The following is a 24,182-nucleotide window of genomic DNA, read 5'->3' as shown; positions in this document are numbered from 1 at the left end:
CGAGGACCACCCGCCAGCCCACCATCGCAAGGAGCACGCATGGCAACCCGTGCCGTCGCCCGTCGTCAGTCCGCCACCGGCGAGACGGCCGACCGGGCAAGCAGTGTTCGCGCTGTTCGCGCCCATGGCGGCGAGATCGCCGATCGCGACCTGGTCGGCATGTACCTCGACGAGATCGCGCGCACACCGCTGCTCGACGCCGCCAAGGAAGTCGAGCTGAGCCAGATCATCGAGGCGGGTGTGTTCGCGCGGCAGGTCCTCGACGGCTTTGAGGAGTCCCAGGCGGACGCCTCCCGCGAGGAGCTCGAGGCGCTGGTCGCCGAAGGGGAGCGTGCCAAGGACGTCTTCATCCGCTCCAACCTCCGCCTGGTCGTCGCGGTGGCCCGCCGCTACCCGCGCAGCGGCCTGCCTCTGCTGGATCTGGTCCAGGAGGGCAACGCCGGACTGGTCCGCGCGGTCGAGAAGTTCGACTACCGCAAGGGCTTCAAGTTCTCGACCTACGCCACCTGGTGGATCCGTCAGGCGATCACCCGCTCGATAGCCGACCAGTCCCGCACCATCCGGCTCCCCGTCCACCTCGTGGAGGAGCTCGGCCGGATCCGGCGCGTGCAGCGCGAGTTCAACCGTGAGCACGGCCGGGACCCGGAGCCCGCCGAGATCGCCGCCGAACTCGGCTCCACCCCGGAGCGCGTCGCGGACGTCCTCGACTGGGCCCGCGACCCGGTCTCGCTGAACATGTCGGTGGACGACGAGGGCGAGACCCAGTTCGGCGACCTGCTGGAGGACACCTCGGCGGTCTCCCCGGAGCAGTCCGTGCTGACCCTGCTGCGCAGCGAGGAACTGGACGACCTGATCGGCCGCCTCGACCAGCGCACGGCGTCCATCATCAAGATGCGGTACGGCATCGAGGACGGCCGGGAGCGCACGCTCACCGAGGTCGGCAAGGAGCACGGTCTGACGCGCGAGCGCATCCGGCAGATCGAGAAGCACGCGCTGCTGGAGCTGAAGAAGCTGGCCCGGGACACCGGGTTCGACGCGGCCGCATAAGAGCCGACTGAGCGTCAGGGGGCGTACGGGGGCACAGCCGCGTACGCCCGGTGGCGCCGGGTGGCGAAAGACCGCGCAAACATGGCGGGTAACACCGCTTCAACCGCCAGGGCCCTGGGAACAACCTTTCAGGGTCCAGGAGTTCGGGTCCACGATCCCCCCTCGCGGGCCGATCCTGAACCAAGTCCCGTCGCGATACCCCCCCGGCGCCGGGACTCTCCCGAGCCGGGTCTCGGCGCCCTAACCCCCCCTGGGCGCCGGGGTCCGGCTCCTTCTGTGCCCATGGGCAGGCTGGAGGGCGGGCCACCCCGTACCTGAACCCCGGGGTGGCCCGCCGGATGGCAGATTGTGTCACATGGGCATAGCCTGCCGAATGTGAGTAGCCCCACCCCAGCACCAAACTCCGCCGTACCGCTCTCCCTGACGGAGCGGCGCAAGGCGGAGACGCGTATGCAGATCGCCCGCGCGGCCGCCGCGCTCTTCGTCAGGCAGGGCCTGCGTGCCACCCGCGCCGAGGACATCGCCCAGGCCGCCGGTATCGCGCCGCGCACGTTCTACCGGTACTTCGCCACCAAGGAGGAGGCCGTCGCGCCCCTCTACGCGGCGGGCGCGGAGCGCTGGGCACAGGCCGTACACCTCGCCCCCGCGGAGCTGTCGGTCCCCGAGGCGCTGGAACACGCCGTACGGCACACCCTGACGCCGGGGGCGGGGCTGTCGGCGTCCTCCTGGGAATGGGTGCGCACCCTGATCCGTCTCGCCGGGTCGAGCCCCGCGCTGGGGAAGGTGTGGGCGGAGGTCTGCCATGCGTCCGAGGGGGCGCTGGCGGAGGTGCTGGTGGGGCGGCTGGGGCCGGAGCGCGCGGATGACGGCGGGGCCGACAACGTTGCCGGGGCGCCCGAGCTCAGGTTCGCGGCCGCCGTGGCCGGGGCGGCCGTACGGGTGGCCGTGGAGTCCTGGGCGGCGGGGCAGGCGCTGGCCGGGGGGCCGGAGGGGCCTGCCCAGCTGGCACTGCGGAACCTGGCGGTGCTGCGGGACTTTCCGTGGGGGGAAGTGGCGGGGGTGGGGGCGGGGGGACGGCGGCCGTAGGAACGCAGTCTGCCGGGCCGTAGCGGCGCGGTCCGTCGGGCCCGGCGCGGCCTGTCGGGCCGTAGGAACACGGCTCGGTCTCTTTGCTCAGGTGGCCGCCCAAGTCGCTTATGCACCGGACCAGTTCCGCGGGCTCGTGGACGGTGAACTCGCAGTCGCGGGACGCGGTCTGCCGGGCCTTGGGAACTCGGTCTGTCGGGCCGTAGGAACTCGGCTCGGTCGCTTTGCTCAGGTGGGCGTGGCCGCCGCTCTGGTCAGGCGGCCGCCCAAGTCGCGTACGCACCGGACCAGTTCCGCGGGCTCGTGGACCGTGAACTCGCAGTCGACCATGGCCAGGCGCACCGCCAGCCACTCCACCGCGTCGCCGGTCGTGGCGCGCAGGCGGCACGTGCGGTCGTCGACCGGTTCCGGGGCGCCCAGCCACTGGGGCACGCGGGCCGCGATGAACTGGGCCGGTGCGGCGAAGGTGACCGCGAACTCGTAGGTCTCCTGGCGTCGGTACATCGACTGCCGCAGGTATTCGGCCGCGTTGCCCGTCGGGAGTTCGCGGGGCGTGAAACGGGCGCCCGTGGCGAAGGGCTCGGTGACGCGGTCGACGCGGAAGGTCCGCCAGTCCTCGCGGTCGAGGTCGTAGGCGACGAGATACCAGCGGCGGCCGGTGGAGACGAGCCGGTAGGGCTCGGTGAGGCGGCGGGACTCCGTGCCGTCGCCCGCGCGGTAGGCGAACCGCAGCCGCTCCTGGCCGGCCACCGTCGAGGCCATCACGGTCAGCGTCTCCGGGGCGATGCTCGCTCCGTCGCCGCTGGTCAGCGGGGTAGTCGCGGCCTGGAGGGTGGAGACGCGGTGACGCAGGCGGCTGGGCAGGACCTGCTCCAGCTTGGCGAGCGCCCGAACCGAGGCCTCGTCCACGCCCTCGACCGCGTGCCCGGCGCCCGCGCGGAGGCCGACCGCGATGGCGACCGCCTCCTCGTCGTCCAGGACGAGCGGTGGCATCGCCTTGCCCGCGACCAGCCGGTAGCCGCCCTCGGAACCCTTGGTCGCCTGCACCGGATAGCCGAGTTCACGCAGCCGGTCGATGTCCCGGCGGACCGTGCGGCGGGACACCCCGAGCCGCCCGGCGAGCTCGCCGCCGGGCCATTCGCGGGGCGTCTGGAGGAGCGAGAGGAGCTGGAGGAGCCGGGCCGGAGTGTCTGTCGTCATGAATCCGAGGATGCCGCAGAATTAGGACACGATCTGACCTATTGGGGCCCTACCTTCTTTCACATGACCTCCAGCGAGCCTCACCTCAAGACTTCAGTGGGCGACACAGCCGTCGGCGACGCGTCCGCGGGCGATGCGTCCGTCGGCGACAAGCGGCGTTGGTTCGCCCTGGCGATCGTCATGACCGCCGCCTTCATGGACCTCGTCGACGTCACGATCGTCAACATCGCGATCCCGTCCATCCAGCAGAACGCCGGTGCCACCGAGAGCCAGATCCAGTGGATAACGGCCGGATACGCACTCGCCTTCGCCGCGGGCCTGATCACCGGCGGACGTCTCGGCGACATCCACGGCCGTAAGAAGCTGTTCCTCATCGGCATCGGCGGCTTCACGATCGCCTCCGCGCTGTGCGGATTCGCGGCGAACCCGGAGATGCTGGTCGCCTCCCGCATCCTGCAGGGCGCGATGGCGGCGCTGATGGTCCCGCAGGTGCTGTCGATCGTGCACGCGACCTTCCCGGCGCACGAGCGCGGCAAGGTGTTCGGGCTGTTCGGCGCGGTCGTGGGGCTCGGCGCGGTCAGCGGCCCGCTGCTCGGCGCGCTGCTCACCGAGTGGAACCTCTTCGGTCTGGAATGGCGCCCGATCTTCCTCATCAACCTGCCGGTCGGCATCGCGGGCCTGATCCTGGGCAGCCGCTTCATCACCGAGTCCAAGGCGGCACGCGCCCCGAAGCTGGACCTGGTCGGCGTGGCCCTGGTGACCCTCGGACTGCTGATGCTGCTCTACCCGCTGACCCGTGGCCGTGAGCTGGACTGGCCGCTGTGGGGCTACGTGTCGATGGCCGGCTCGCTCGTCGTGCTCGCGGTGCTGGTGGCGTACGAGCGGCGCAAGGGCGCGCGGGACGGGTCGCCGCTGGTCGAGCTGTCCCTGTTCAAGGTGAAGAGCTTCGCCGCGGGCATCGCCGTACAGACCGTGTTCGGTGTCGCGCTCGGCATCTTCTTCCTGGTGTGGACGCTGTACATGCAGATGGGCCTGGGCTGGACCCCGCTGAAGGCGGGGCTGACCGGCGTGCCGTTCTCGATCGCGGTCTCCGTGGCGGCGGGTCTTTCGGTGCAGAAGCTGGTGCCGCGGTTCGGGCGGGGCGTCCTGCAGGCGGGCGCGCTGGTGCTCGGGCTCGGTGTGCTGCTCTACATGTGGGAGTCCGAGCGGTACGGGCTTGGCATCGAGCCCTGGCAGATGGCGTTTCCGCTGGTCGTGATGGGTGCCGGGATGGGTCTGATCGTGGCTCCGCTGACCGACGCGATCCTCTCCGAGGTGCCGCGCGAGCACGCGGGGTCGGCATCGGGGCTGATCAACACGGTGCAGCAGATGGGGAACGCGCTGGGGCTCGGGCTGGTGTCGGTGGTGTTCTTCGGGGTGCTGGACGACAAGCTCGGGGGGCTGGGTTCGGCGGGTGCGGGGGAGGCCGAGGGCGGTGCCGCTGTGCAGACCGTCGTCGGGTCGGCCTTCGCGGACGCCTTCCAGAACGCGCTGGGCTGGGTGGCCGCGGTGATGGGCGCCATCTTCCTGCTGATGTTCGCGCTGCCCCGGCGGCCCGCGCAGCATGTGGAAGGGGCTGCTGACGAGGTCTCGGCCGGGCCCGAGCCGCTGGAGGGCCGGGGCGAGGCTCGGGAGGCCGTGTCGGTGAGCTGACCGGCGGAGCACTTTGGGGGTGACTCTGGAGCAAGGGCCCTGCGCTGCGGCGCGGGGCCCTTCCGTGTGTTCTGCCTGCGTCGTGTTCTGCCTGAGTCGAGTCGTGTTCTGGCTGAGTCGTGTTCTGCTGGCGTCGTGTATTGCACGCGCCGGAAGTCCGTTCATGCCCGTCTGCGTCCGTGACTCATGTCTGTTCATGCCCGAGTTGCGCCCGAACTTGTTTACTTTCCGGAAATCCCGGCGTAGCCTCCGAGTGAATCCACAAGGTCGGGCACTGGTCGGAGGCGAACGGACATGTACGCACCGGAGCGGCAACAGGAGATCCTCCGGCTCGCGCGTGACGGCGGCCGGGTGGACGTGCTGTCGCTTGCCGAGGAGTTCCAGGTGACGGCGGAGACGATCCGCCGGGACCTGAAGGCCCTGGACCGCGCCGGCCTGGTACGCCGGGTGCACGGCGGCGCCATCCCCGTCGGCCGCCTCGACTTCGAGCCGGACCTCGCCGAACGCGAGTCCACCGCCGCCGACGAGAAGGACCGCATCGCCAAGGCCGCCCTCGCCGAACTCCCGGCCGAGGGCACGATGATCCTCGACGCCGGTACGACCGTCGCGCGGGTCGCGAGCGCCCTCCCGCTGGAGGCCTCGCTCACCGTCGTCACCCACAGCCTGCCGATCGCGGCCCGCCTCGCGGACCACCCCGGCATCCAGCTCCATCTCGTCGGGGGGCGCGTACGGCACCGTACGCGCGCCGCCGTGGACGCCTGGGCGCTGCGGGCGTACGGCGAGATCCGGGCCGATGTCCTCCTCGTGGCGGCCAACGGCTTCTCCGCGGACCACGGTCTGACCACCCCCGACCTCGCCGAGGCCGCGGTCAAGCGCGCGGCGGTGGCCGCGGCCCGCCGGGTGGTGCTGCTCGCCGACTCCTCCAAGCACGGCCAGGAGCACTTCGCCCGCTTCGGCGACCTGAGCGACGTGGACCTGCTGATCACCGACACCGGGCTGAGCCCCGAAGACGCCGCCGCCATCGAGCGCGGCGGTACGGAAGTAGTGCGCGCATGATTCTCACCGTCACCCCCAACCCGTCCCTGGACCGCACCTACGAGGTTCCCGCGCTCGACCGCGGTGAGGTCATCCGCGCCACCGGCGAACGCATGGACCCGGGCGGCAAGGGCGTGAACGTCTCGCGCGCCGTCGCGGCCGCCGGACGGCGCACGGTCGCGGTTCTGCCCCTGGGTGGTGCGCCGGGGGCGCTCGTCGCCGATCTGCTCGACGCGCAGGGCATCGAGGTCGCGCCGGTACCGGTCGCCGGGGCCACCCGCTCGAACATCGCGCTCGCGGAGTCGGACGGGGTGCTGACGAAGATCAACGCGCCGGGTCCGGAACTGTCGGCGGAGGAGCAGGAGCTGCTTCTGGAGACGGTGCGGGAGCAGTCGCGTGACGCGGACTGGATCGCGTGCTGCGGGAGCCTGCCGCGTGGGCTCGCGCCGGCGTGGTACGCCCGTGTCGTCGCGCGGGCGCACGCGGGGGGCGCGCGGATCGCTCTGGACACCTCGGGGCGCGCGCTGCTGGAGGCGCTGCGTGAGCGGCCGGATGTGGTGAAGCCGAACGCCGAGGAGCTCGCGGAGGCGGTCGGGCGCCCCATGTCGACGGTGGGCGACGCCGTGAAGGCGGCCGAGGAGTTGCGCGAGATGGGCGCGCGCGCCGTGCTCGCGAGCCTGGGCGCGGACGGGCAGTTGCTCGTGGACGGCGCGGGCGCCTGGTTCGGCAGCGCGCGGGTGGATGCCGTGCGCTCCAACGTCGGCGCGGGCGACTCCTCCCTCGCGGGCTTTCTGATCGCGGGCGGCAGCGGCCCGGAGGCGCTGGCCTCCGCCGTCGCGCACGGCGCCGCCGCCGTGCGGCTGCCCGGCAGCGTGATGCCGTCGCCGGCCGACCTGGACCCGTCGGCGGTCACGGTCACGGCGGAGGTGCCCGTGGACCGCGTACTGAAGGAGCCGGTGTCATGACGTACTCCGTGCCGCCCCTCGCGTCGACTTCGAAGCGGCGAGGCTCCCCGTTACTCGCCGCGGACCACGGGAGGCGGGGCCACCTGAGCCGCCCTGTCTCCCGGGGGAGGCGGGGCTTCCCCGGCCCCGCCTCCACCCCCTCGCCTCACTGCACCACCCCCGTCCCCACCCTCGCCCACCCCGCTCCCCGGGCGATACGCGTGCGAAGGAGCCCGCGATGACCGACATGATCACCGCGGACCTGGTCGACCTCGACCTGTCCGCCGACACCAAGGAAGCGGCGGCCCGCGCCCTCGCCGAGCGCATGGCCGCCCTGGGCCGGGTGACCGACCTGGACGGCTTCCTCGCCGACGTCGCCGCTCGCGAGGCCCAGATGCCGACCGGCCTCGACGGCGGCATCGGCATCCCGCACTGCCGCAGCGAGCACGTCACCGAGCCCACGCTCGCCTTCGGGCGCAGCGCGGCCGGCATCGACTTCGGCGCGGCGGACGGTCCGGCGGACCTGATCTTCCTCATCGCGGCACCGGCGGGCGCGGACGACGCCCACCTCACGATCCTGTCCTCGCTCGCCCGGCAGCTGATGAACGCGGAGTTCACGGAGGCGTTGCGGTCGGTGGGAGATGCGGGGGCGGCGGCGGGGCTGATTCGGGGGGAGGGGGTGGCGGGGGCGGCGGGCGCGGGTGTGGAGTCGGAAGGTGCGGGCGCTGGCTCCGGCTCTGGCGCTGACTCCGGCTCTGGCTCTGGCTCTGGCGTGGGGGCGGGTGCTGCTTCCGGGGGCGTTGATCAGGGCGTGCACGGCGCTTTGGACGGCGCTTCGGACGCTCCTGTGGGGGCTTCTGGGGGCACGCAAGGCGCTGAAGGGAGCGCGAGCGGCGCTGTTGGGGGCGCACACGGCGCGCAGAGCGTCACCAAGGACTCCGCTGCGGCGCCGGGGGCGGCCTCCGCCGACGCCGCAGCGGGCAGCACGGCCCCGGCGCCGGGCGCGGACGCCGAGAGCGCAACCGTCCCGGCGCCGGGCGCCCCCGTCACCACCGGCGAGCGCCCCTTCCGGATCGTCGCCGTCACCTCCTGCCCGACCGGCATCGCCCACACCTACATGGCGGCCGAGTCCCTGGAGAACGCCGGCCGCGACGCGGGCGTCGAACTTGTCGTCGAGACCCAGGGCTCGGCCGGATTCACCCGGCTCGACCCGGCAGCCATCGCGGCGGCGGACGGCGTGATCTTCGCGCACGACGTCCCCGTACGCGACAAGGACCGCTTCGCCGGCAAGCCGACGGTCGACGTCGGCGTGAAGGCGGGCATCAACCGCCCGGCGGAACTCATCACGGAGGTGCGCGGGAAGGCGGCACGCGGAGAGGTGAGCGCGGGAGCGCCCGCCGGAGCGGGCACGCCGGTGGAGCGCGCCGGTGACGCCGGCGAGGGCTATGGCACGAAGCTGCGCAAGTGGCTGATGTCCGGCGTCAGCTACATGGTCCCGTTCGTCGCAGCGGGCGGCCTGCTCATCGCCCTCGCCTTCGCGATCGGCGGCTACGAGATCAACAAGGCGCCGTCGGTGATGGACCACTTCGTGTGGACCCAGGCCGACAGCTGGGGCGCCCTGCTCTTCCAGATCGGCGGCGTGGCCTTCGGCTTCCTCGTCCCGGTGCTGGCCGGTTACATCGCTTACGGCATGGCGGACAGGCCGGGCCTGGTGCCCGGATTCGTCGGCGGCGCGATCTCGCTGACCATCAACGCGGGCTTCCTCGGCGGCCTGGCGGCCGGTCTGATCGCCGGTGGCGTGGTGCTGGCGATCCAGCGGCTGAAGATCCCGTCGGCGCTGCGCGGCATCATGCCGGTGGTGGTGATCCCGCTGATCTCCTCGGCGATCGTCGGATTCCTGATGTTCGTCGTCATCGGCAAGCCCATCGCCGAGGCTCAGAAGGCCATGACGGACTGGCTGAACGGCCTGACGGGCACCAACGCCATCCTCCTCGGCGTCCTGCTCGGCCTGATGATGTGCTTCGACCTCGGCGGCCCGGTCAACAAGGTCGCCTACGCCTTCGCCGCGGCCGGAATCGCCGTCGCCGACCCGAGCGACTCCGCGATGAAGGTCATGGCCGCGGTGATGGCCGCCGGTATGGTCCCGCCGCTGGCGATGGCGCTGGCCACCACGGTCCGCGGCAAGCTCTTCACGCAGACCGAGCGCGAGAACGGCAAGGCCGCCTGGGTCCTGGGCGCCTCCTTCATCTCCGAGGGTGCCATCCCGTTCGCCGCGGCGGACCCGCTGCGCGTGATCCCGGCCTCGATGGCGGGCGGCGCGGTCACCGGTGCGCTGTCGATGGCCTTCGACGCCACTCTGCGTGCCCCGCACGGCGGCATCTTCGTGGTCCCGCTGATCGGCAACCCGCTGCTGTACCTGGTCGCCATCGCGGCGGGCGTCTGCGTCACCACCGCCCTGGTGGTCGCCCTGAAGGGCATGCGAAAGCCCGCGCCGGGCGCAACGCCCACCGGCACCGGCGCTGCCACCGTGCCCTCGACCTCGGAGCCCAAGCAGCCCGTGGCCGCCTGAACCCGGGGGCGAGGTGCCCCTATTAAGGAGCTGTGAGTCGTTCACGGCACCTGCGAGATACGTCACGGTCCGGGGCCAAAGTCCCGGACCGTGGTGTGTACTGGGGCGCATGCCTGAGGACGTCTCGATCTTCCAGCTGCTGGGCGTCGGCCTGCTCGCCCTGCTGACTGTCGTCTGGGCGATCGGCCTGGCCCGCGTCCTGCGCGCGAGCCGCCCCGACGCCGCACGCCGGCCCACCGACCCCGCGCTGTCCGCGCTCCCGCACCAGCGGCAGGCGGGCCCGCACCTGGAGTCGGTACAGCTCACCCCGGCCGAACAGGACGCGTTCGCAGGCCTGGTACGGCAGCTCAGCGACGGGCGCTGAGCCGCGCGCGCCGGCGCACGCTACGACACCTGCGCCGCGCGCCGCTCCATCGCGTCCCGCGCCGCGTCCTCGCTGACGTACACCTCGCACATGTGCCGCCCGTCCGGCGTCGCCGTGTGCTCGACCTCCCACAGGGAGATCTCCTTGCCGTCGCGCAGCAGGAAGGCGTGCTCGTAGAGCGAGAAGCACAACCCGGCGCGCCCCGCACGGCACGGGCGCCCGAAAGCTTGCGTGATCTGGTGCGCGAACGCCGTGGTCAGCAGCGCGGCGGTGTCCGCGTCCGGCCGGTCGGCGTTCTCCGCGCGGCGCAGGAGCCGACGCGCGTGGTCGGCGGAGTCGTCCGGCACGTACGCGTGGCGCGGTGCGTGCACCGGCGACAACTGCACCGTCACCGGCAGCTCGAAGTCCGGGGCGTCCGGCGGCAACGGCAGGCGCGCGGTGGCGGCGCGCAACTCCTCCTCGTCGACGTACACCTCGTGCTGCGGCGCGCTGCCCGGCGCGGTGTTGTGAACGAGCTCCCACAGGGTGAGCGCCGAGCCGTCCGCGAGCAGCCAGGTGTGCCGGTACGTCTCACGGTGCCGGCCCGCGCTGTGGTGCGCGGAGTGCAGCGAACTGTCGTGCGCCAGCGCGCAGTCGAGTCGCCGTATCACCTCGTCGGGCAGCTCGAAGGAGTTCAGGGCGCGGCCGAGCAGTCGCGCGAGGTGCTCCTCCGGAGACTCCGGCGACTCGTGGGGTTCGTACGCTGCCGTCTCGTACGGAACGCTCAAGGCTTCTCCCGGCGTTGCTGCATGTCACCTTGTGGGTGCATACCGTAGCCCCTCGGTCGGACATCATGTCCGGGAACCGAGAAAACGTACGCACTTAAAACGTCGAGGCCGCGCGGATGGTTCCCGCGCGGCCCGACGAACCGTCAAAATGCCCTGCTCAGGCGCCACTTCCGGCAATCCACTCGCTCCACGGCAGGTTCCACCCGTTGAGCCCGTTGTCCGGTGCCACCGACTTGTCGGGGGAGTTCTTGACGATCACCACATCGCCGATGAGCGAGTTGTCGTAGAACCACTTCGCCGTTGTGTCGCCCTGCGCGCCTTGCACGTCCTGCAACCCGACACAGCCGTGACTGGTCCCCGCCTGCCCGAAGGGCGGGTTGGCCTTGTTGTACCAGTAGTTGCCGTGCAGGAACGTCCCGGAGGTCGTCAGACGCATCGCGTGCGGCACGTCCGGGATGTCGTACGCGTCGGCCAGATTCACCGTCTGGCTGTTCATCCGCGTCTCCACGAGCTTCTCGGAGATCACCATCTGCCCGTTGTACGTCGGGAACTCCGCGCTGCCCGCCGAGATCGGCACCGACTTGATCGTCTTGCCGTCCCGCGTGACCGTCATGGTCTGCGTGTTGACGTCGACCGTGGAGACCTGCGACCGCCCGATGGCGAAGGTCACGGTCTTCTTCTGCACCCCGTGGACGCCGTTCGCGCCCTCGACCCCGTCCAGGTCGATCTTCATCGTGACCTTGGAGCCGGCCTTCCAGTACTCCTCGGGCCGGAAGTCGAGCCGCTGCTCCCCGAACCAGTGCCCGACGACCTTCTGCCCGCTGCTCGACGTGACGGTGATACCCGACTGCACGGCCTTCTTGTCGCTGATCGCCTTGTCGAAGGTGAACGACACCGGCATCCCGACGCCCACCGTCGCCCCGTTGTCCGGCGTGTACGTCCCGATGAAGCTGTTCTCCGGCGACACCGTGGTGAAGCTGGACTTGGCGGCGGTGTTCTTCCCGTCCGCGCCCTTCGCCTTCGCCGCTATCTCGTACTCGGTCCCGCGCTCCAGCTGCTCCTTCGGCTTCCAGCTGCCGCCGTCCGCCGATATCGCCCCCGGCACGGCCTGGCCCGTCTCCGCCACCGTCATCTTCACGTCGGTGAGCTGGCCGCCGCTGACCTTCACGCCGGTCGAATTGATCGAGGCCCCCGACGAACCGTTCTTCGCAGAGATCACGATCTTCGCGCCCGACGTCTTGCCGGCGTCGCCACCCTTGTCGTCGTTCTCGGCGTTGGCGTTGCCACCACAAGCGGTCAACGTGAGGGCGCCGACCACCAGGACGGCACAGGTCCCCAGTACGCGCCGCGCTGTTTTGTCCGGCGTTGTCACAGGCTGCTCCATGTTCGCGTGATGTGCGTGGTCCGATCCAGTGCGTGCAGATAGAGGGAATCCCCGAGGGCTCGGGTTCCCTCCATTCGCGATGAACGCCATCGCGTGACAGAACCGGGACATTCAGGGGTGGGGGTGGGACGGATGTGACCTGGGAGGCGGGGCGCGGCGCACGCCGGTGGGCACGCAACCTGCCTGACCAGCAAGCCGGTTGGAGCACCGCTCCGCGCCGCGCACGCCACTCGCGTCGGACCCCTGTCAGCCCTGCACGCGGGGCACCCTTACGGTGCCCCGTGCTCCCTCAGTACCGCCCGCTGTCCCCGTACAACTCCCCGTACGACGGCCACACCCCACCCGGCCCGTCCACGGCCCCTGCCGCGCGCACCGCACGCACAATCGCGCGCGTCACGGCATCCGCGCCCGCGGCCAGGATCTCGTTCAGCGCGAGCGGGCTCGCGGCATCGAGCGCGCGCTCCCCGGTCGCCAGCGCGAACACCGTGTCGCCGTCGTTGAGGAGATGCACCGGCCGCACGGCGCGCGCGATGCCGTCGTGCGCCGTACCGGCCAGCTTCTGCGCCTGCGCCTTGGAGAGCGCCGCGTCGGTCGCGACGACGGCGAGCGTCGTGTTCAGCGGCGGAGGCGCGTTCTTGGCCGCGCTCTCCGCGAGGCGCAGGCGCGCGGCTTCCTGGACACGCGCCTCCGGGTACTCCACGCGCCCCTGGAAGAACTCGCCGTACAGCACGCCGGTTTCCGGATCCAGCGCGCTCCCCACCGCGTTCGTTACCACCAGCGCCCCCACGGTGATCCCCGAGCCGAGCACCATGCTCGCCGTCCCGACCCCGCCCTTCAACGCCCCGACCGCCGCCCCCGTCCCGGCGCCCACACACCCTTCCTCCACGGGGGCACCCGACGCACTGGCCGCGGCCGCCTCGACCGCCGCCCGCCCCGTCATCGCGTCCGGCCGTGCCCGGAAGTCGCCGCCGCGCCCCAGATCGAACACACACGCCGCGGGCACCACGGGCACGACGTGCGCCGGATCCGGCCCGACGCGCACCCCGCGGCCCTGCTCCTCCAGCCAGGCCATCACACCGGAAGCCGCGTCGAGCCCGTACGCGCTGCCCCCGGTGAGGACGATCGCCTCGACCTTCTGCACGACGTTGCGTGGGTCGAGGGCGTCGGTCTCCTTGGTACCGGGCCCGCCGCCCCGCACATCGACCGCGGCGACGGCCCCGCCCTCCGGGGCGAGGACGACAGTGGTGCCGGTGAGCCAACCGTCGCCGATGCGCGTGGCGTGACCCACCCGCACACCGGCGACGTCCGTCAATGCGTCAACTGTCATGGAGCCAGTGTCGTCCAGTCCCGGCCGCGGCTCCGTGACATCAGCCGGTCGGCGTCGTGGCCGAGCGTGCCGCGGGCCGGTTCTCCCGCGCGGTCATGCGCGACGTCAGCGTCGTGCCGACCGCCACCGCCAGCGCCGAGGCGACCCCGGCCGCGAGCACCGCCCAGTCGCCGAAGAAGGTGCAGGCGATGACGACCAGTGCCGTCGTCGGCAGCACCAACTGCTGGGCCGTGCCCACCTTGAAGTGCCGCGAGTGCAGCGCCCACACCGTGAGCAGATACAGCGCCGTAGGCAGCGTCACCGCCGCCGACGCTGCCAGCGTGGAGATGTGCGCCTTGCCGACCGTCTGCTCGACAGCGACCTCCAGGCCGGCGCCGATCGCGGCCGCCGACGCGAAGATCACGTAGTGGCCGTAGCCCCAGAGGAAGGACTGCCTGTTGGAGCGCAGATGGCCGTGGATCGGCACCACGAAGTAGATCCACCAGGCGGAGAAGATGATCAGGAGTCCGCCCGCGGCGATCGGCAGCAGTTCGCCGAGCGCGTCGTTCTCGTCGAGGGCGGTCTTCACGGCGACCGTGGCCGCGGCGATCGTCTCGCCGAGCACGATGATCGTGAACAGGCCGTACCGCTCGGCGATGTGGTGCGGATGCCAGGCCGTCGGCTGGTCCTTCTCCGCGTACGCCGGCACGCACATCTCCAGGATCGCCATCACCAGGAACACCCAGGGCCGGGCGTCCTCGGGCAGGATCAGCAGTCCCAGCCAGCCGATCTGACAGAGGAACACCCCGCCCGCGTACCGCAGGGCCGTCGTTCTCTCCGGGCCGTGACCACAGGAGCGCGCCACGCGCAACCACTGAGCCGTCATCGCGAGCCGCATGATCAGGTAGCCCAGCCATACGGCCAGGAATTCATGGTCCTCGAACGCCTTGGAGACCCCGGCCGCCAGGACGAGCACGCCGGAGATCTGCACCAGGGTGACGACCCGGTAGAGGACGTCATCGTTGTCGTAGGCGGAGGCGAACCAGGTGAAGTTCATCCACGCCCACCAGATCGCGAAGAAGATCATCGCGTAGTTGAGGATGCCCTCACCGGTGTGCGCCTCCGCCACGGAGTGCACCAGCTGCACGCCCGCCTGGGCGATGGCCACGACGAAACACAGGTCGAAGAAGAGCTCGAGCGGTGTGGAGGCGCGGTGCGCCTCGTGCCGGCCCCGGGCCGTGAGCCTGCGCAGGGGGCGGTTGTTTCCGGGCGCGCCGGGCGTGGGCGACGCGGGAGTCGAACTGGACGTCATGAGTCCAAGCACAGCAGATAGGACGCCGAATTTCTTGTGAACGAATTCACAAGTGCGCGAGGGGCCTAAGTCCTGTCGAAAAGGCCAGGTCAGACGACTTGGTCGCCGAGGTGACGGCGCGCGGCCGGGACCTTCGGGCCGCGATCGAGGACCAACGCGGTGCCCTGGCCGCTCCGCGCGGGCGTGCAATGGAGTTGTACCGGCGAAGCCGAGCGGAAGGTGCCCGTCATGACTGCCAGCCCTGCGGAGACCACGACCACCCCTGCCGCGCAGACGGTCCCTGAGACGGCGGCGGACGCCTGGTCCGGCTTCCGGGGCGGGCTGTGGCGCGACGCCATTGACGTGCGGGACTTCGTCCAGAGCAACTACACCCCCTACGAGGGCGACGGCGCCTTCCTCGCCGGACCCACCGAGCGCACCACCAAGGTCTGGGACAAGCTCCTCGCGATGTTCCCCACCGAGATCGAACGGGGCGTCCACGACGTCGATGTCACCACCCCGTCGCGCATCGACGCCTTCGCTCCCGGCTACATCGACCGCCGCCTCGACCTGATCGTCGGCCTTCAGACCGACGCTCCCCTCAAGCGCGCCATCATGCCCAACGGCGGCTGGCGCATGGTCGAGAGCGCCCTCAACTCCTACGGGTACGACGCCGACCCCGCCGTCCGGGAGATCTACACCAAGCTCCGCAAGACCCACAACGACGGCGTCTTCGACGCGTACACCCCCGAGATCCGCGCCTGCCGCTCCTCCGGCATCATCACCGGCCTGCCCGACGCCTACGGCCGCGGCCGCATCATCGGCGACTACCGTCGCGTCGCCCTCTACGGCGTCGACCGGCTCATCGTCGCTAAGCGAGCGGACAAAAGCGCACTCGAAGTCCAGTGGCCGAGTGCGGAGGTGATCCAGGAACGCGAGGAAGTCGCCGAGCAGATCCGGGCCCTCGACGAGCTCAAGGCCATGGCCCTCTCCTACGGTCACGACCTCACCGGCCCCGCCCGCACCGGCCGCGAGGCCGTCCAGTGGCTGTACTTCGCCTACCTCGCCGCCGTCAAGGAACAGAACGGCGCCGCCATGTCGATCGGCCGCATCGACGCCTTCCTCGACATCTACCTCCAGCGGGACATCGAACGCGGCCTGCTCACCGAGTCCCAGGCCCAGGAAATCATCGACGACTTCGTCATCAAACTCCGTATCGTCCGCTTCCTGCGCACCCCCGAGTACAACGAGCTCTACTCCGGCGACCCCACCTGGGTCACCTGGTCCATGGCCGGCCTCGGCGAGGACGGGCGCCCACTGGTCACCCGCACCACCTTCCGCGCCCTGAACACCCTCTACAACCTCGGCCCCGCCCCCGAACCCAACCTCACCGTCTTCTGGTCGCCGCGCCTGCCCGAGGGCTTCAAGCGGTACGCCGCCCAGGTCGCCATCGACACCAGCGCCCTCCAGTTCGAGTCCGACGAGCTGATGCGCCCCAAGTACGGCGACGACACCGCCATCGCCTGCTGCGTCTCCGCCATGGCCATGGGCCGGCAGATGCAGTTCTTCGGCGCCCGCGTGAACGTCGCCAAGGCCCTGCTGTACGCCGTCAACGGCGGCCGCGACGAGGTCTCCGGCAAGACGATCGTCGAGGGCTTCGAACCGATCACCGACGAGTACCTCGACTACGACACCGTCCGCGCGCGTTACGACGCCATGCTCGACTGGCTGGCCAGGACCTACGTGCACGCGCTCAACGTCATCCACTACATGCACGACAAGTACGCCTACGAACGCGTGGAGATGGCCCTCCACGACCGGCAGATCCTGCGCACCATGGCGTGCGGCATCGCGGGCCTGTCGGTGGCCGCCGACTCCCTGTCCGCCATCAAGCACGCACGCGTGAAGGTGATCCGCGACGAGACCGGCCTCGCCGTCGACTACGTCGTCGAGGGCGACTACCCGGCGTACGGCAACAACGACGACCGGGCCGACGAACTCGCGCGCGGGATCGTCCACGACTTCATGGAGAAGATCCGCCGGCACCCGACGTACCGCCACGCGGTGCACACCCAGTCCGTCCTGACGATCACCTCGAACGTCGTCTACGGCAAGAAGACCGGCCACACCCCCGACGGCCGCCGCGCCGGAGCCCCCTTCGCGCCGGGCGCCAACCCCATGAACGGCCGCGACGAACACGGGTACATCGCCTCGGCGCTCTCCGTCGCCAAGCTCCCGTACGACGACGCGGAGGACGGTATCTCGCTGACCAACACCATCACCCCGGACGCCCTGGGCCGCACGCCCGAGGAGCGCGTCGCCAACCTCTCCGGCGTGCTGGACGGCTTCATGGCGAGCGACGGCTTCCACATGAACGTCAACGTGCTCGACCGGGCGACCCTGGAGGACGCGATGGAGCACCCCGAGAAGTACCCGCAGCTGACCATCCGGGTCTCCGGCTACGCGGTCAACTTCATCCGCCTCACGCGCGAGCAGCAGCTCGACGTCATCAACCGCACCTTCCACGGCTCGCTGTAAGGGAGCTGGGCGATGACCACGCTTCTTCCGTCCGCGCCGGCCACGCCGACGCTGGCCGGGACCGCCGCCGCGACGACCACCCCGCGCACCCCGGCCGCCGCGGCGACCCGCCGCCCGGCCGTGGGGTCGGTCCACTCGTGGGACCTTTCGACCGGTGTCGACGGGCCCGGCACCCGCTTCGTCACTTTCCTGTCCGGCTGCCCGCTGACCTGCCTGTACTGCCATAACCCCGACACCTGGCGGATGCGTGACGGCAAGCGCACCACCGCCGACGAGATCGTCGCCGAGGCTGGCAAGTACACGCGGTTCATCGCGGCCGCGGGCGGCGGAGCCACCGTCAGCGGGGGAGAGCCCCTGCTCCAGTCGGTGTTCACCGGCGAGCTGCTGCACCGGTTCAAGCACGAACTCGGACTGCACACCGCCCTGGACACCTCCGGCTTCCTCGGTGTCCGGGCCACCGACTCGCTGCTGCGCGACACCGACCTGGTCCTGCTCGACATCAAGTCCTGGGACCGCGCCACCTACCGCAAGGTCACCGGCCGCCCTCTGGCACCCACCCTGGACTTCGCCCGGCGGCTGGCCGATCTCGGCAAGGAGGTGCACGTCCGGTTCGTCCTCGTGCCCGGGCTCACCGACGACCCGGCCAACATCGAGGGCGTCGCCGCATTCGCCGCCTCGCTCGGCAACGTCGCGCGCGTCGACGTCCTGCCCTTCCACAAACTCGGCGAGGCCAAGTGGCAGGCCCTCGGGCGCCCCTTCACCCTGCACGACACCCCCTGCCCCACCCCGGAGCAGACCGCCCTGGCCAGGGGATTCTTCTCGGCGCGCGGCCTGTACGCCGTCTGATCCCCCGCCCGCCCCGCCACGGACGTCGCCGCCAGGGCCGTACTCTGGAGGCATGGACACCGCCCCCGCCCCCGAGCCGCGCGAGCCGAAGGCCGCGCTGATCTTCGACGACCCCCTGGACCAGCAGTCCGCCGACGACACGGACCACGGGTGGGGCGAGCGGCCGAGCGCCACGAGCGACAGCGCGGCCGACCTGAAGCGCTTCCTCGACGAGAAGCCGCCCCACCACATCTGAGCCCGGCGGGCCCAGGGGGCACCCGCCCGCAGAGCCCCCTGGAGCGCCGCTACGACTCGTTGTGCCCCGACCCGCGCTGCGCGACCAGCGCGTCGCGGATCTCCTTCAGCACCTCCAGCTCGGTCACCTCGATGACCTCGTGCGTGCCTTCCTTCGCCTTCCGGCGGGCCTCCTGCCGCGCCAGGTACTTCGCCATCGGCAGGACCATCAGGAAGTAGACCACCGCCGCGGTGATCACGAAGCTGAGCGTCGCTCCCAGGACCGAGCCCCAGAGGATCATCACGCCGCTCGAGACCGTGCCGTCCGCGGCCTTCTCGCAGGGGCCCTTCAGACACGAGCTGTAGCTGTCGAGGTTCTTGGTCCCGATCGCCCCGACGAGCGGGTTGATGACGCCCCTCACCACCGAGTTGACGATGTTGGTGAAGGCGGCGCCGATGACCACCGCTACTGCCAGATCGACGACGTTCCCGCGCATCAGGAAGGCCTTGAAGCCGTCCAGGAGGTTCGGTTCCTTCTTCTCGCTCACCTGGGGGACTCTCCTCGCACGCGCAAGTTGTGGAACAGATCGCTCCGCAACCTACGTCAGGGTTGAACCGTCCCGTCCAATCCGATAGCTCGGACAAGCGACTTGACAGGCGGTCACGCAGCAGACGGAACATACGGCTCAGCACAGCGTCACCGCCAGCCGCGCCGTCGCACTCGCGCCCACCAGACGCGCCGCGGTAGTACGCGGCACCGTGAGGACGACCAACGCGCCGCTGTCGACCGCGTCGTCCAGGGCCTCGGGCACCTTCGTCACCCGCACTCCGCGCGCGACCACGCGTGCGTCCCCGCCCGACGCCGCCGCGGCCGCGATGACGTCCACCCGGTCACCGGGCCGCAGCAGCCGTACCGTCGCCCCGTCGGCGATGCGCACCGGCGCGGTCACCATCTCGACGGCGCGCCGCTCGCGTACCGGCTCGGCCGCCGGATGACCGCGCGCCCGATCCGCGTCCCGGGGGCCCGCCGCCACCAGCGCGGCCGCCGTGACCGCCAGCCCCGCGGCGACAGCCCGCCGCCGATGCCGGATGAGGCGGCTCAGTGAGAACCGTCCGCCGCGCACCCGCACCGGTGCGAAGTGTGGCACCTCGCACGTCGGAGGCGTGTCCGCGCCGAGCGGGCGCGGAGGGAGGGAGGAGGCGGACGAAGGTGAGAAGGGGGAAGGGAACGGAGACGGACCGTAGGACATGAGCAACCACCACCTGCCACGAGAGAACGGCTTGCGAGGCCCACGATGAGGCTTCGTGCCGACACCCGCTGAGGCAGGTGGAGGGGCGAGAGGTTGTGGACAACTGCCTCACCCGAACGGGAGGTTCCGCCCATGAGAAGTGCCCCGCGAATCCACAAGGACCCGCTCTTCGGCCCTACGGCAGCTCGAACCCGGGGTCCATCCCGCCGAGCGCGGACGTGCACATGCAGTCCCGCTCCTCGTTCGAGGGCAGCGCGGCCACCGCGTCGAACAGCACACCCCGCAGCCGGTCCACGTTCGCGGCGAACACCCGCAGCACCTCGTCGTGCGAGACGCCCTCGCCGGTCTCGGCGCCCGCGTCGAGGTCGGTGACCAGCGTCATCGACGTGTAGCAGAGCTCCAGTTCACGGGCGAGCGCCGCCTCGGGGTGACCGGTCATGCCCACCACCGACCAGCCCTGCGACTGGTGCCACAACGATTCAGCACGAGTGGAGAAGCGCGGCCCCTCGATCACGACCAGCGTGCCGCCGTCCACCGGCTCCCAGTCCCGCCCGCGCGCCGCCTTGAGCGCAGCGGCCCGACCGGCCGGGCAGTAGGGGTCGGCCAGCGACACGTGCACCACGTTCGGCACGGCACCGCCGGGCAGCGGCAGCCCGTCGAAATACGTCCCCGTCCGGGACTTCGTACGGTCGACGAGCTGATCCGGCACGAGCAGCGTGCCCGGACCGTACTCGGGGCGCAGTCCGCCCACCGCGCACGGTCCCAGGACCTGGCGCACACCCACCGAACGCAGCGCCCACAGGTTGGCCCGGTAGTTGATCCGGTGCGGCGGCAGATGGTGGCCGCGTCCGTGCCGGGGCAGGAAGGCGACCCGTCGGCCGGCGATCTCGCCGAGGAAGAGGGAGTCACTCGGCGGCCCGTAAGGGGTGTCCACCTGGATCTCGGCCACGTCCTCGAGGAACGAGTAGAAGCCGGAGCCGCCGATTACACCGATCTCTGCGTTCGCCATGCGGTCACACTAGCTGGCCGCCGTTCGCCCCCGAGAGGGCCTCCGGGAAACACGGAGAACCCCGCCGTCCTACGACGGCGGGGTCCCGTGAGCGAGGTGTTACGCGGCGGAGCTGCTGCTGGTCGAGGTGCCCGAGCTCGACGGCTTCGAGTCCGAGGACGAGGAGGACGACGAGGAGGTGGACGTCGACGACTTCGACGACGACGCCGGCGAGCTGCTCGACGAGGAGCCGCGGCTGTCGTTGCGGTAGAAGCCGGAGCCCTTGAAGACAATGCCGACCGCGGAGAACACCTTCTTGAGGCGGCCGCTGCAGTTGGGGCACTCGGTCAGGGCGTCGTCGGTGAACTTCTGCACCGCCTCGAGGCCCTCGCCGCACTCGGTGCACTGGTACTGGTAGGTAGGCACTGTCTTCCTCCTGGCACTCTCACTCAATGAGTGCTAACGACGGTCCATAGTGACGTATTCCTTCGGATCAGTCCACCGTGACCGGCACGCGGTGACCGACGCCACGTGCGACGGTACGGCTGCGGGGGCGCGCCGAGAGCCGCGAGCGCAGCGCCAGCAGTGTCGCCAGGGCGATCAGCGTGCCGCCCATCGGCACGAGGAATCCGGCGCCGTCCCAGAAGCGGTCCTCCAACTGTCCGGCGACCGTGACGGCGGCCGCCTGGCCGAGCGCGACCGCACCGGTCAGCCAGGTGAAGGCCTCGGTGCGGGCGCCGGCCGGGACCAGGCCCTCCACCAGCGTGTAGCCGGTGATCAGCGCGGGCGCGATGCTCATGCCGACGAGGAGACCGAGACCGGCGAGGACCAGCACCGAGTGCGCGGCCCACAGCCCGGACGCGGCCAGCGCGAGGGCCACGTAGCCGAGGACGAGGCGCCGCTGAGGGGCGATCTTCCACGCGATGGCGCCGCACGCGATGCCGGAGAGCATGTTGCCCGCGGCGAAGACGCCGTAAAGGACGCCGTTCAGGCCGGGCTCGCCGATGGACTCGGTGAAGGCGGCCAGCGACACCTGCATACCGCCGAAGACGGAACCGATGCCCAGGAAGGTCACGATCAGCACGCGCACCCCGGGGACCCGCAGCGCCGAAACGTGCTTCACACGCGCGTGCCCATCGACGGTGACCGAGGGCTGCGTACTCTTCTGCGCGGCGAACAGCAGACCGCCGACCAGCGTCAGAGCGGCCTCCGTGACCAGGCCCGCGGCCGGGTCGACGGCGGTGCACAGCGCGGTCGCGAGCAGCGGGCCGACGACGAAGGTCAGCTCGTCGGTCACGGACTCGAAGGCCGCGGCGGTGGTCATCAGGGGTGAGTCCTGGAGCTTCACGCCCCAGCGGGCGCGGACCATGGGGCCGACCTGGGGGACCGAGGCGCCGGTGGGCACGGCCGCCGCGAACAGCGCCCACAGGGGCGCGTCCGCCAGCGCGAGCGCCGTCAGGGTCAGACCCGCGAGCGTGTGCACCAGAACGCCGGGGATCAGGACGGTGCGCTGCCCGTACCGGTCGGCGAGGCGCCCGCTGTAGGGAGCGAACAGCGCCATCGAGACGCCGGTGACGGCCGCGGCGGCGCCGGCGGCGCCGTACGAGCCGGTGGTGTGCTGCACGAGCAGCACGATGGAGATGGTGAGCATCGCGAACGGCTGGCGCGCCGCGAAGCCGGGGAGCAGGAATGTCCAGGCGCCGCGGGTGCGCAGCAGCTGTCCGTATCCGGGGCGGGAGGAGGCCGGCGAGGTCTTCGACGGCTCTGTGGTGACCGTGGACTCCACGGCCCGTGCCTTTCTGCCACCTGGTAGCGCGCCCTGTGCGGGGGGCGCCGAGAGCTGTCCTCTTGCGCGGAACTGCGGTAGATACCGGCGCCTACTGAGGAGAGGGTCCCGGCCGCCATACGGTCGCGCCAGCTCTGCGTCAGGCAGAGTTGGTTCGATCAAGGTGCGCCTTCATCGTACAGGGATCACTAGCTAGTGCACCTGTGAAAACGAGCACCATGGAGCCGGAGCGCCTGTGAATGAATGGGGTGTGAACGGTACGAAACGCGCCCTTAATGACGGGGTGCGCCGTGGCCCCGCGCCGTCCCCGCGCCGCCCCCGTCCCCATTCGCCCCCAGCCACCCGGCCAGCTTGCCCCCGCGCCCCACGGCCCGCAGTCGTCGTTCCGTGGCATCCCGAACCGGATCCGTGGCGACCACGAGCAGTTCGTCCCCACGTCGCAGCACCGTCGTCGGCAGCGGCACGAAGGACGTTCCTTCCCGCACGACCAGGGTGACGGCGGCGCCTGCGGGCAGCCGGAGCTCGTTGATCTCGACGCCGTGCATCTTCGAGCCCTTGGGGATCACGACCGACAGCAGGTGCCCCCGCAGCCGCTCCAGCGGCGCCGACTCGATGCCGAGGTCGGATGCCGCGTCCGCGTCCTCGCCGAGCTTCAGCTTGCGGGCGAGCCAGGGCAGCGTCGGCCCCTGGACGAGGGTGTAGACGACGACCAGGACGAAGACGACGTTGAAGATCCGGCGGCTGTCCTGGACGCCGCCGACCATGGGGATCGTGGCCAGGATGATGGGGACGGCGCCGCGCAGGCCGGCCCAGGACATCAGTGTCTGTTCCTGCCACGGCACCCGGAACGGCGTCAGGCAGAGCACGACACTCAGCGGCCGGGCGATCATCGTCAGGGCCAGGCCGATGACGAGCGCGGGCAGGATGTCGTCGCCCAGTTCGTGCGGGGTGACGAGCAGGCCGAGCAGGACGAACATGCCGATCTGGGCCAGCCAGCCGAGCCCCTCGGCGAACCCGCGCGTGGCCGGCCAGTGGGGCAGCTTGGCGTTGCCCATCACCATGGAGGCGAGGTAGACCGCCAGGAACCCACTGCCGTGGGCCAGTGCGCCCGCCGCGTACGCGACGACGGCGATGGCCATGACGGCGATCGGGTAGAGGCCCGAAGCGGGCAGCGCCACGTGCCGCAGGCCCCAGGAGCCCAGCCAGCCCACCGCGAGGCCGATGGCGACGCCGATGGCCAGTTCCAGCAGTATCTCGCCCACCAGCACGTACCAGTGCTCGATGGGGCCGGTGTGCGAGAAGGCGACCACCAGGATGACCACGGGGGCGTCGTTGAAGCCGGACTCCGCCTCCATCGTCCCCTTCACGCGCGCGGGGAGGGGGATTTTCCGCAGCACGGAGAAGACCGCGGCGGCGTCGGTGGAGGACACCACCGCGCCGATGATCAGCGACTGGCGCCACTCAAGACCCGTCAGGTAGTGCGCCGCGGAGGCCGTGACGCCCACGCTCACCGCGACGCCCACCAGTGCCAGCGCGGTGGCGGAGGGCAGGGCCGGTTCGATCTCTTTCCACTTCGTGCTCAGACCGCCCTCGGCCAGGATCACGACCAGGGCCGCGTACCCGATGACCTGCGTCAGCTCGGCGTTGTCGAACTTGATGTCGCCGATGCCGTCCTGGCCCATGAGGACGCCGATGCCCAGATACACGAGCAGGCTGGGGAGCCCGCTGCGCGAGGAGATCCGGACCGCGACGACGGCGACGAGCAGGACGAGCGAGCAGACGAGGAGAAGCTGGTTGAGGTCGTGGACAGTCAGCGGCCGTTCCCTTCCCTGGCTCACGGGCACGCGCGCGTGAGCTCACGTACATAGGACACGAA

The 24,182-nt window shown here is 71.0% G+C and carries 21 protein-coding genes; 10 read left to right on the top strand and 11 right to left on the bottom strand.

Annotated features, from left to right (window positions below; translation table 11 throughout):
- The first annotated feature begins 39 nt into the window (after positions 1-39).
- Together STRCI_RS17875 and STRCI_RS17870 are read left to right on the top strand one after the other, a co-directional pair.
- Positions 40-1,047 (top strand): sigma-70 family RNA polymerase sigma factor, encoded by a 1,008-nt coding sequence (locus STRCI_RS17875; protein WP_269659952.1) that lies wholly within the window; start codon positions 40-42, stop codon positions 1,045-1,047.
- Between the two features lie 450 nt (positions 1,048-1,497).
- Complete coding sequence (locus STRCI_RS17870; protein WP_269664577.1) at positions 1,498-2,133, top strand: TetR/AcrR family transcriptional regulator; 636 nt, start codon at positions 1,498-1,500, stop codon at positions 2,131-2,133.
- Positions 2,134-2,361: 228 nt separating this feature from the next.
- Here the strand turns inward: STRCI_RS17870 and STRCI_RS17865 are convergent, their stop codons facing one another.
- The gene (locus STRCI_RS17865; RefSeq protein WP_269659951.1) at positions 2,362-3,333 is read right to left on the bottom strand and encodes a helix-turn-helix transcriptional regulator; all 972 of its coding nucleotides are present in this window, start codon (positions 3,331-3,333) and stop codon (positions 2,362-2,364) included.
- 63 nt (positions 3,334-3,396) lie between these two features.
- On the opposite strand from STRCI_RS17865, the gene STRCI_RS17860 reads away from it, so the two are divergent.
- From STRCI_RS17860 to STRCI_RS17840, 5 genes are all read left to right on the top strand, one after another.
- Positions 3,397-5,025, top strand: coding sequence for an MFS transporter (locus tag STRCI_RS17860; RefSeq protein ID WP_418953352.1), 1,629 nt, complete (start codon positions 3,397-3,399; stop codon positions 5,023-5,025).
- Between the two features lie 294 nt (positions 5,026-5,319).
- Positions 5,320-6,081, top strand: a complete 762-nt coding sequence (locus STRCI_RS17855) for a DeoR/GlpR family DNA-binding transcription regulator (RefSeq protein ID WP_269659950.1) — start codon at positions 5,320-5,322, stop codon at positions 6,079-6,081.
- Entirely contained in the window at positions 6,078-7,025 is a 948-nt protein-coding gene (pfkB, locus tag STRCI_RS17850) for a 1-phosphofructokinase (RefSeq protein WP_269659949.1), read from the top strand. The genes STRCI_RS17855 and pfkB overlap by 4 nt, the downstream gene beginning before the upstream one ends.
- A gap of 217 nt (positions 7,026-7,242) precedes the next feature.
- On the top strand, positions 7,243-9,573 hold the full coding sequence (locus tag STRCI_RS17845; protein ID WP_269659948.1) for a PTS fructose transporter subunit IIABC: 2,331 nt from the start codon (positions 7,243-7,245) through the stop codon (positions 9,571-9,573).
- Positions 9,574-9,682: 109 nt separating this feature from the next.
- On the top strand, positions 9,683-9,937 hold the full coding sequence (locus STRCI_RS17840; protein ID WP_269659947.1) for a hypothetical protein: 255 nt from the start codon (positions 9,683-9,685) through the stop codon (positions 9,935-9,937).
- Between the two features lie 20 nt (positions 9,938-9,957).
- Here STRCI_RS17840 and STRCI_RS17835 read toward each other — a convergent pair whose 3' ends face one another.
- The 4 genes from STRCI_RS17835 to STRCI_RS17820 form a co-directional block, all read right to left on the bottom strand.
- Positions 9,958-10,704 carry a DUF6227 family protein gene (locus tag STRCI_RS17835; protein WP_269659946.1) on the bottom strand — a complete coding sequence of 249 codons (747 nt, stop codon included), beginning with the start codon at positions 10,702-10,704 and terminating at the stop codon, positions 9,958-9,960.
- A gap of 157 nt (positions 10,705-10,861) precedes the next feature.
- On the bottom strand, positions 10,862-12,076 hold the full coding sequence (locus STRCI_RS17830; RefSeq protein WP_269659945.1) for a L,D-transpeptidase: 1,215 nt from the start codon (positions 12,074-12,076) through the stop codon (positions 10,862-10,864).
- A 301-nt stretch (positions 12,077-12,377) separates the two neighbouring features.
- Positions 12,378-13,415, bottom strand: coding sequence for a P1 family peptidase (locus STRCI_RS17825; protein WP_269659944.1), 1,038 nt, complete (start codon positions 13,413-13,415; stop codon positions 12,378-12,380).
- Positions 13,416-13,455: 40 nt separating this feature from the next.
- Positions 13,456-14,706 carry a low temperature requirement protein A gene (locus STRCI_RS17820; RefSeq protein WP_269659943.1) on the bottom strand — a complete coding sequence of 417 codons (1,251 nt, stop codon included), beginning with the start codon at positions 14,704-14,706 and terminating at the stop codon, positions 13,456-13,458.
- Between the two features lie 228 nt (positions 14,707-14,934).
- Between STRCI_RS17820 and pflB the strand changes: the two genes are divergently transcribed.
- Genes pflB through STRCI_RS17805 form a run of 3 tightly spaced genes read left to right on the top strand, consistent with a single transcriptional unit; the run spans position 14,935 to position 18,304 of the window.
- Positions 14,935-17,223, top strand: a complete 2,289-nt coding sequence (gene pflB, locus STRCI_RS17815; RefSeq protein WP_269659942.1) for a formate C-acetyltransferase — start codon at positions 14,935-14,937, stop codon at positions 17,221-17,223.
- A 12-nt stretch (positions 17,224-17,235) separates the two neighbouring features.
- Positions 17,236-18,069, top strand: coding sequence for a pyruvate formate-lyase-activating protein (pflA, locus tag STRCI_RS17810; RefSeq protein WP_269659941.1), 834 nt, complete (start codon positions 17,236-17,238; stop codon positions 18,067-18,069).
- A gap of 52 nt (positions 18,070-18,121) precedes the next feature.
- Complete coding sequence (locus tag STRCI_RS17805) at positions 18,122-18,304, top strand: hypothetical protein (RefSeq protein WP_269659940.1); 183 nt, start codon at positions 18,122-18,124, stop codon at positions 18,302-18,304.
- Positions 18,305-18,353: 49 nt separating this feature from the next.
- Here the strand turns inward: STRCI_RS17805 and mscL are convergent, their stop codons facing one another.
- The 6 genes from mscL to STRCI_RS17775 all read right to left on the bottom strand — a co-directional run bounded on the left by mscL (position 18,354) and on the right by STRCI_RS17775 (position 24,150).
- Positions 18,354-18,830 (bottom strand): large conductance mechanosensitive channel protein MscL, encoded by a 477-nt coding sequence (mscL, locus tag STRCI_RS17800; protein ID WP_269659939.1) that lies wholly within the window; start codon positions 18,828-18,830, stop codon positions 18,354-18,356.
- A gap of 138 nt (positions 18,831-18,968) precedes the next feature.
- Positions 18,969-19,532, bottom strand: coding sequence for a CpaB family protein (locus STRCI_RS17795; protein WP_269659938.1), 564 nt, complete (start codon positions 19,530-19,532; stop codon positions 18,969-18,971).
- 175 nt (positions 19,533-19,707) lie between these two features.
- Positions 19,708-20,541 (bottom strand): S-methyl-5'-thioadenosine phosphorylase, encoded by an 834-nt coding sequence (locus tag STRCI_RS17790; RefSeq protein ID WP_269659937.1) that lies wholly within the window; start codon positions 20,539-20,541, stop codon positions 19,708-19,710.
- 99 nt (positions 20,542-20,640) lie between these two features.
- Positions 20,641-20,946, bottom strand: coding sequence for an FmdB family zinc ribbon protein (locus STRCI_RS17785; RefSeq protein ID WP_269659936.1), 306 nt, complete (start codon positions 20,944-20,946; stop codon positions 20,641-20,643).
- Between the two features lie 67 nt (positions 20,947-21,013).
- Positions 21,014-22,306, bottom strand: a complete 1,293-nt coding sequence (locus tag STRCI_RS17780; RefSeq protein WP_269659935.1) for an MFS transporter — start codon at positions 22,304-22,306, stop codon at positions 21,014-21,016.
- 272 nt (positions 22,307-22,578) lie between these two features.
- Positions 22,579-24,150: a potassium/proton antiporter gene (locus STRCI_RS17775; protein WP_269659934.1), complete on the bottom strand. Its 1,572-nt coding sequence runs from the start codon at positions 24,148-24,150 to the stop codon at positions 22,579-22,581.
- Positions 24,151-24,182: the final 32 nt, after the last annotated feature.

The sequence above is a fragment of the Streptomyces cinnabarinus genome, from assembly GCF_027270315.1.
Taxonomy (GTDB): domain Bacteria; phylum Actinomycetota; class Actinomycetes; order Streptomycetales; family Streptomycetaceae; genus Streptomyces; species Streptomyces cinnabarinus.
Note: the sequence above shows the minus strand (reverse complement) of the source record. Positions and strands in the feature narration are given on the sequence as shown.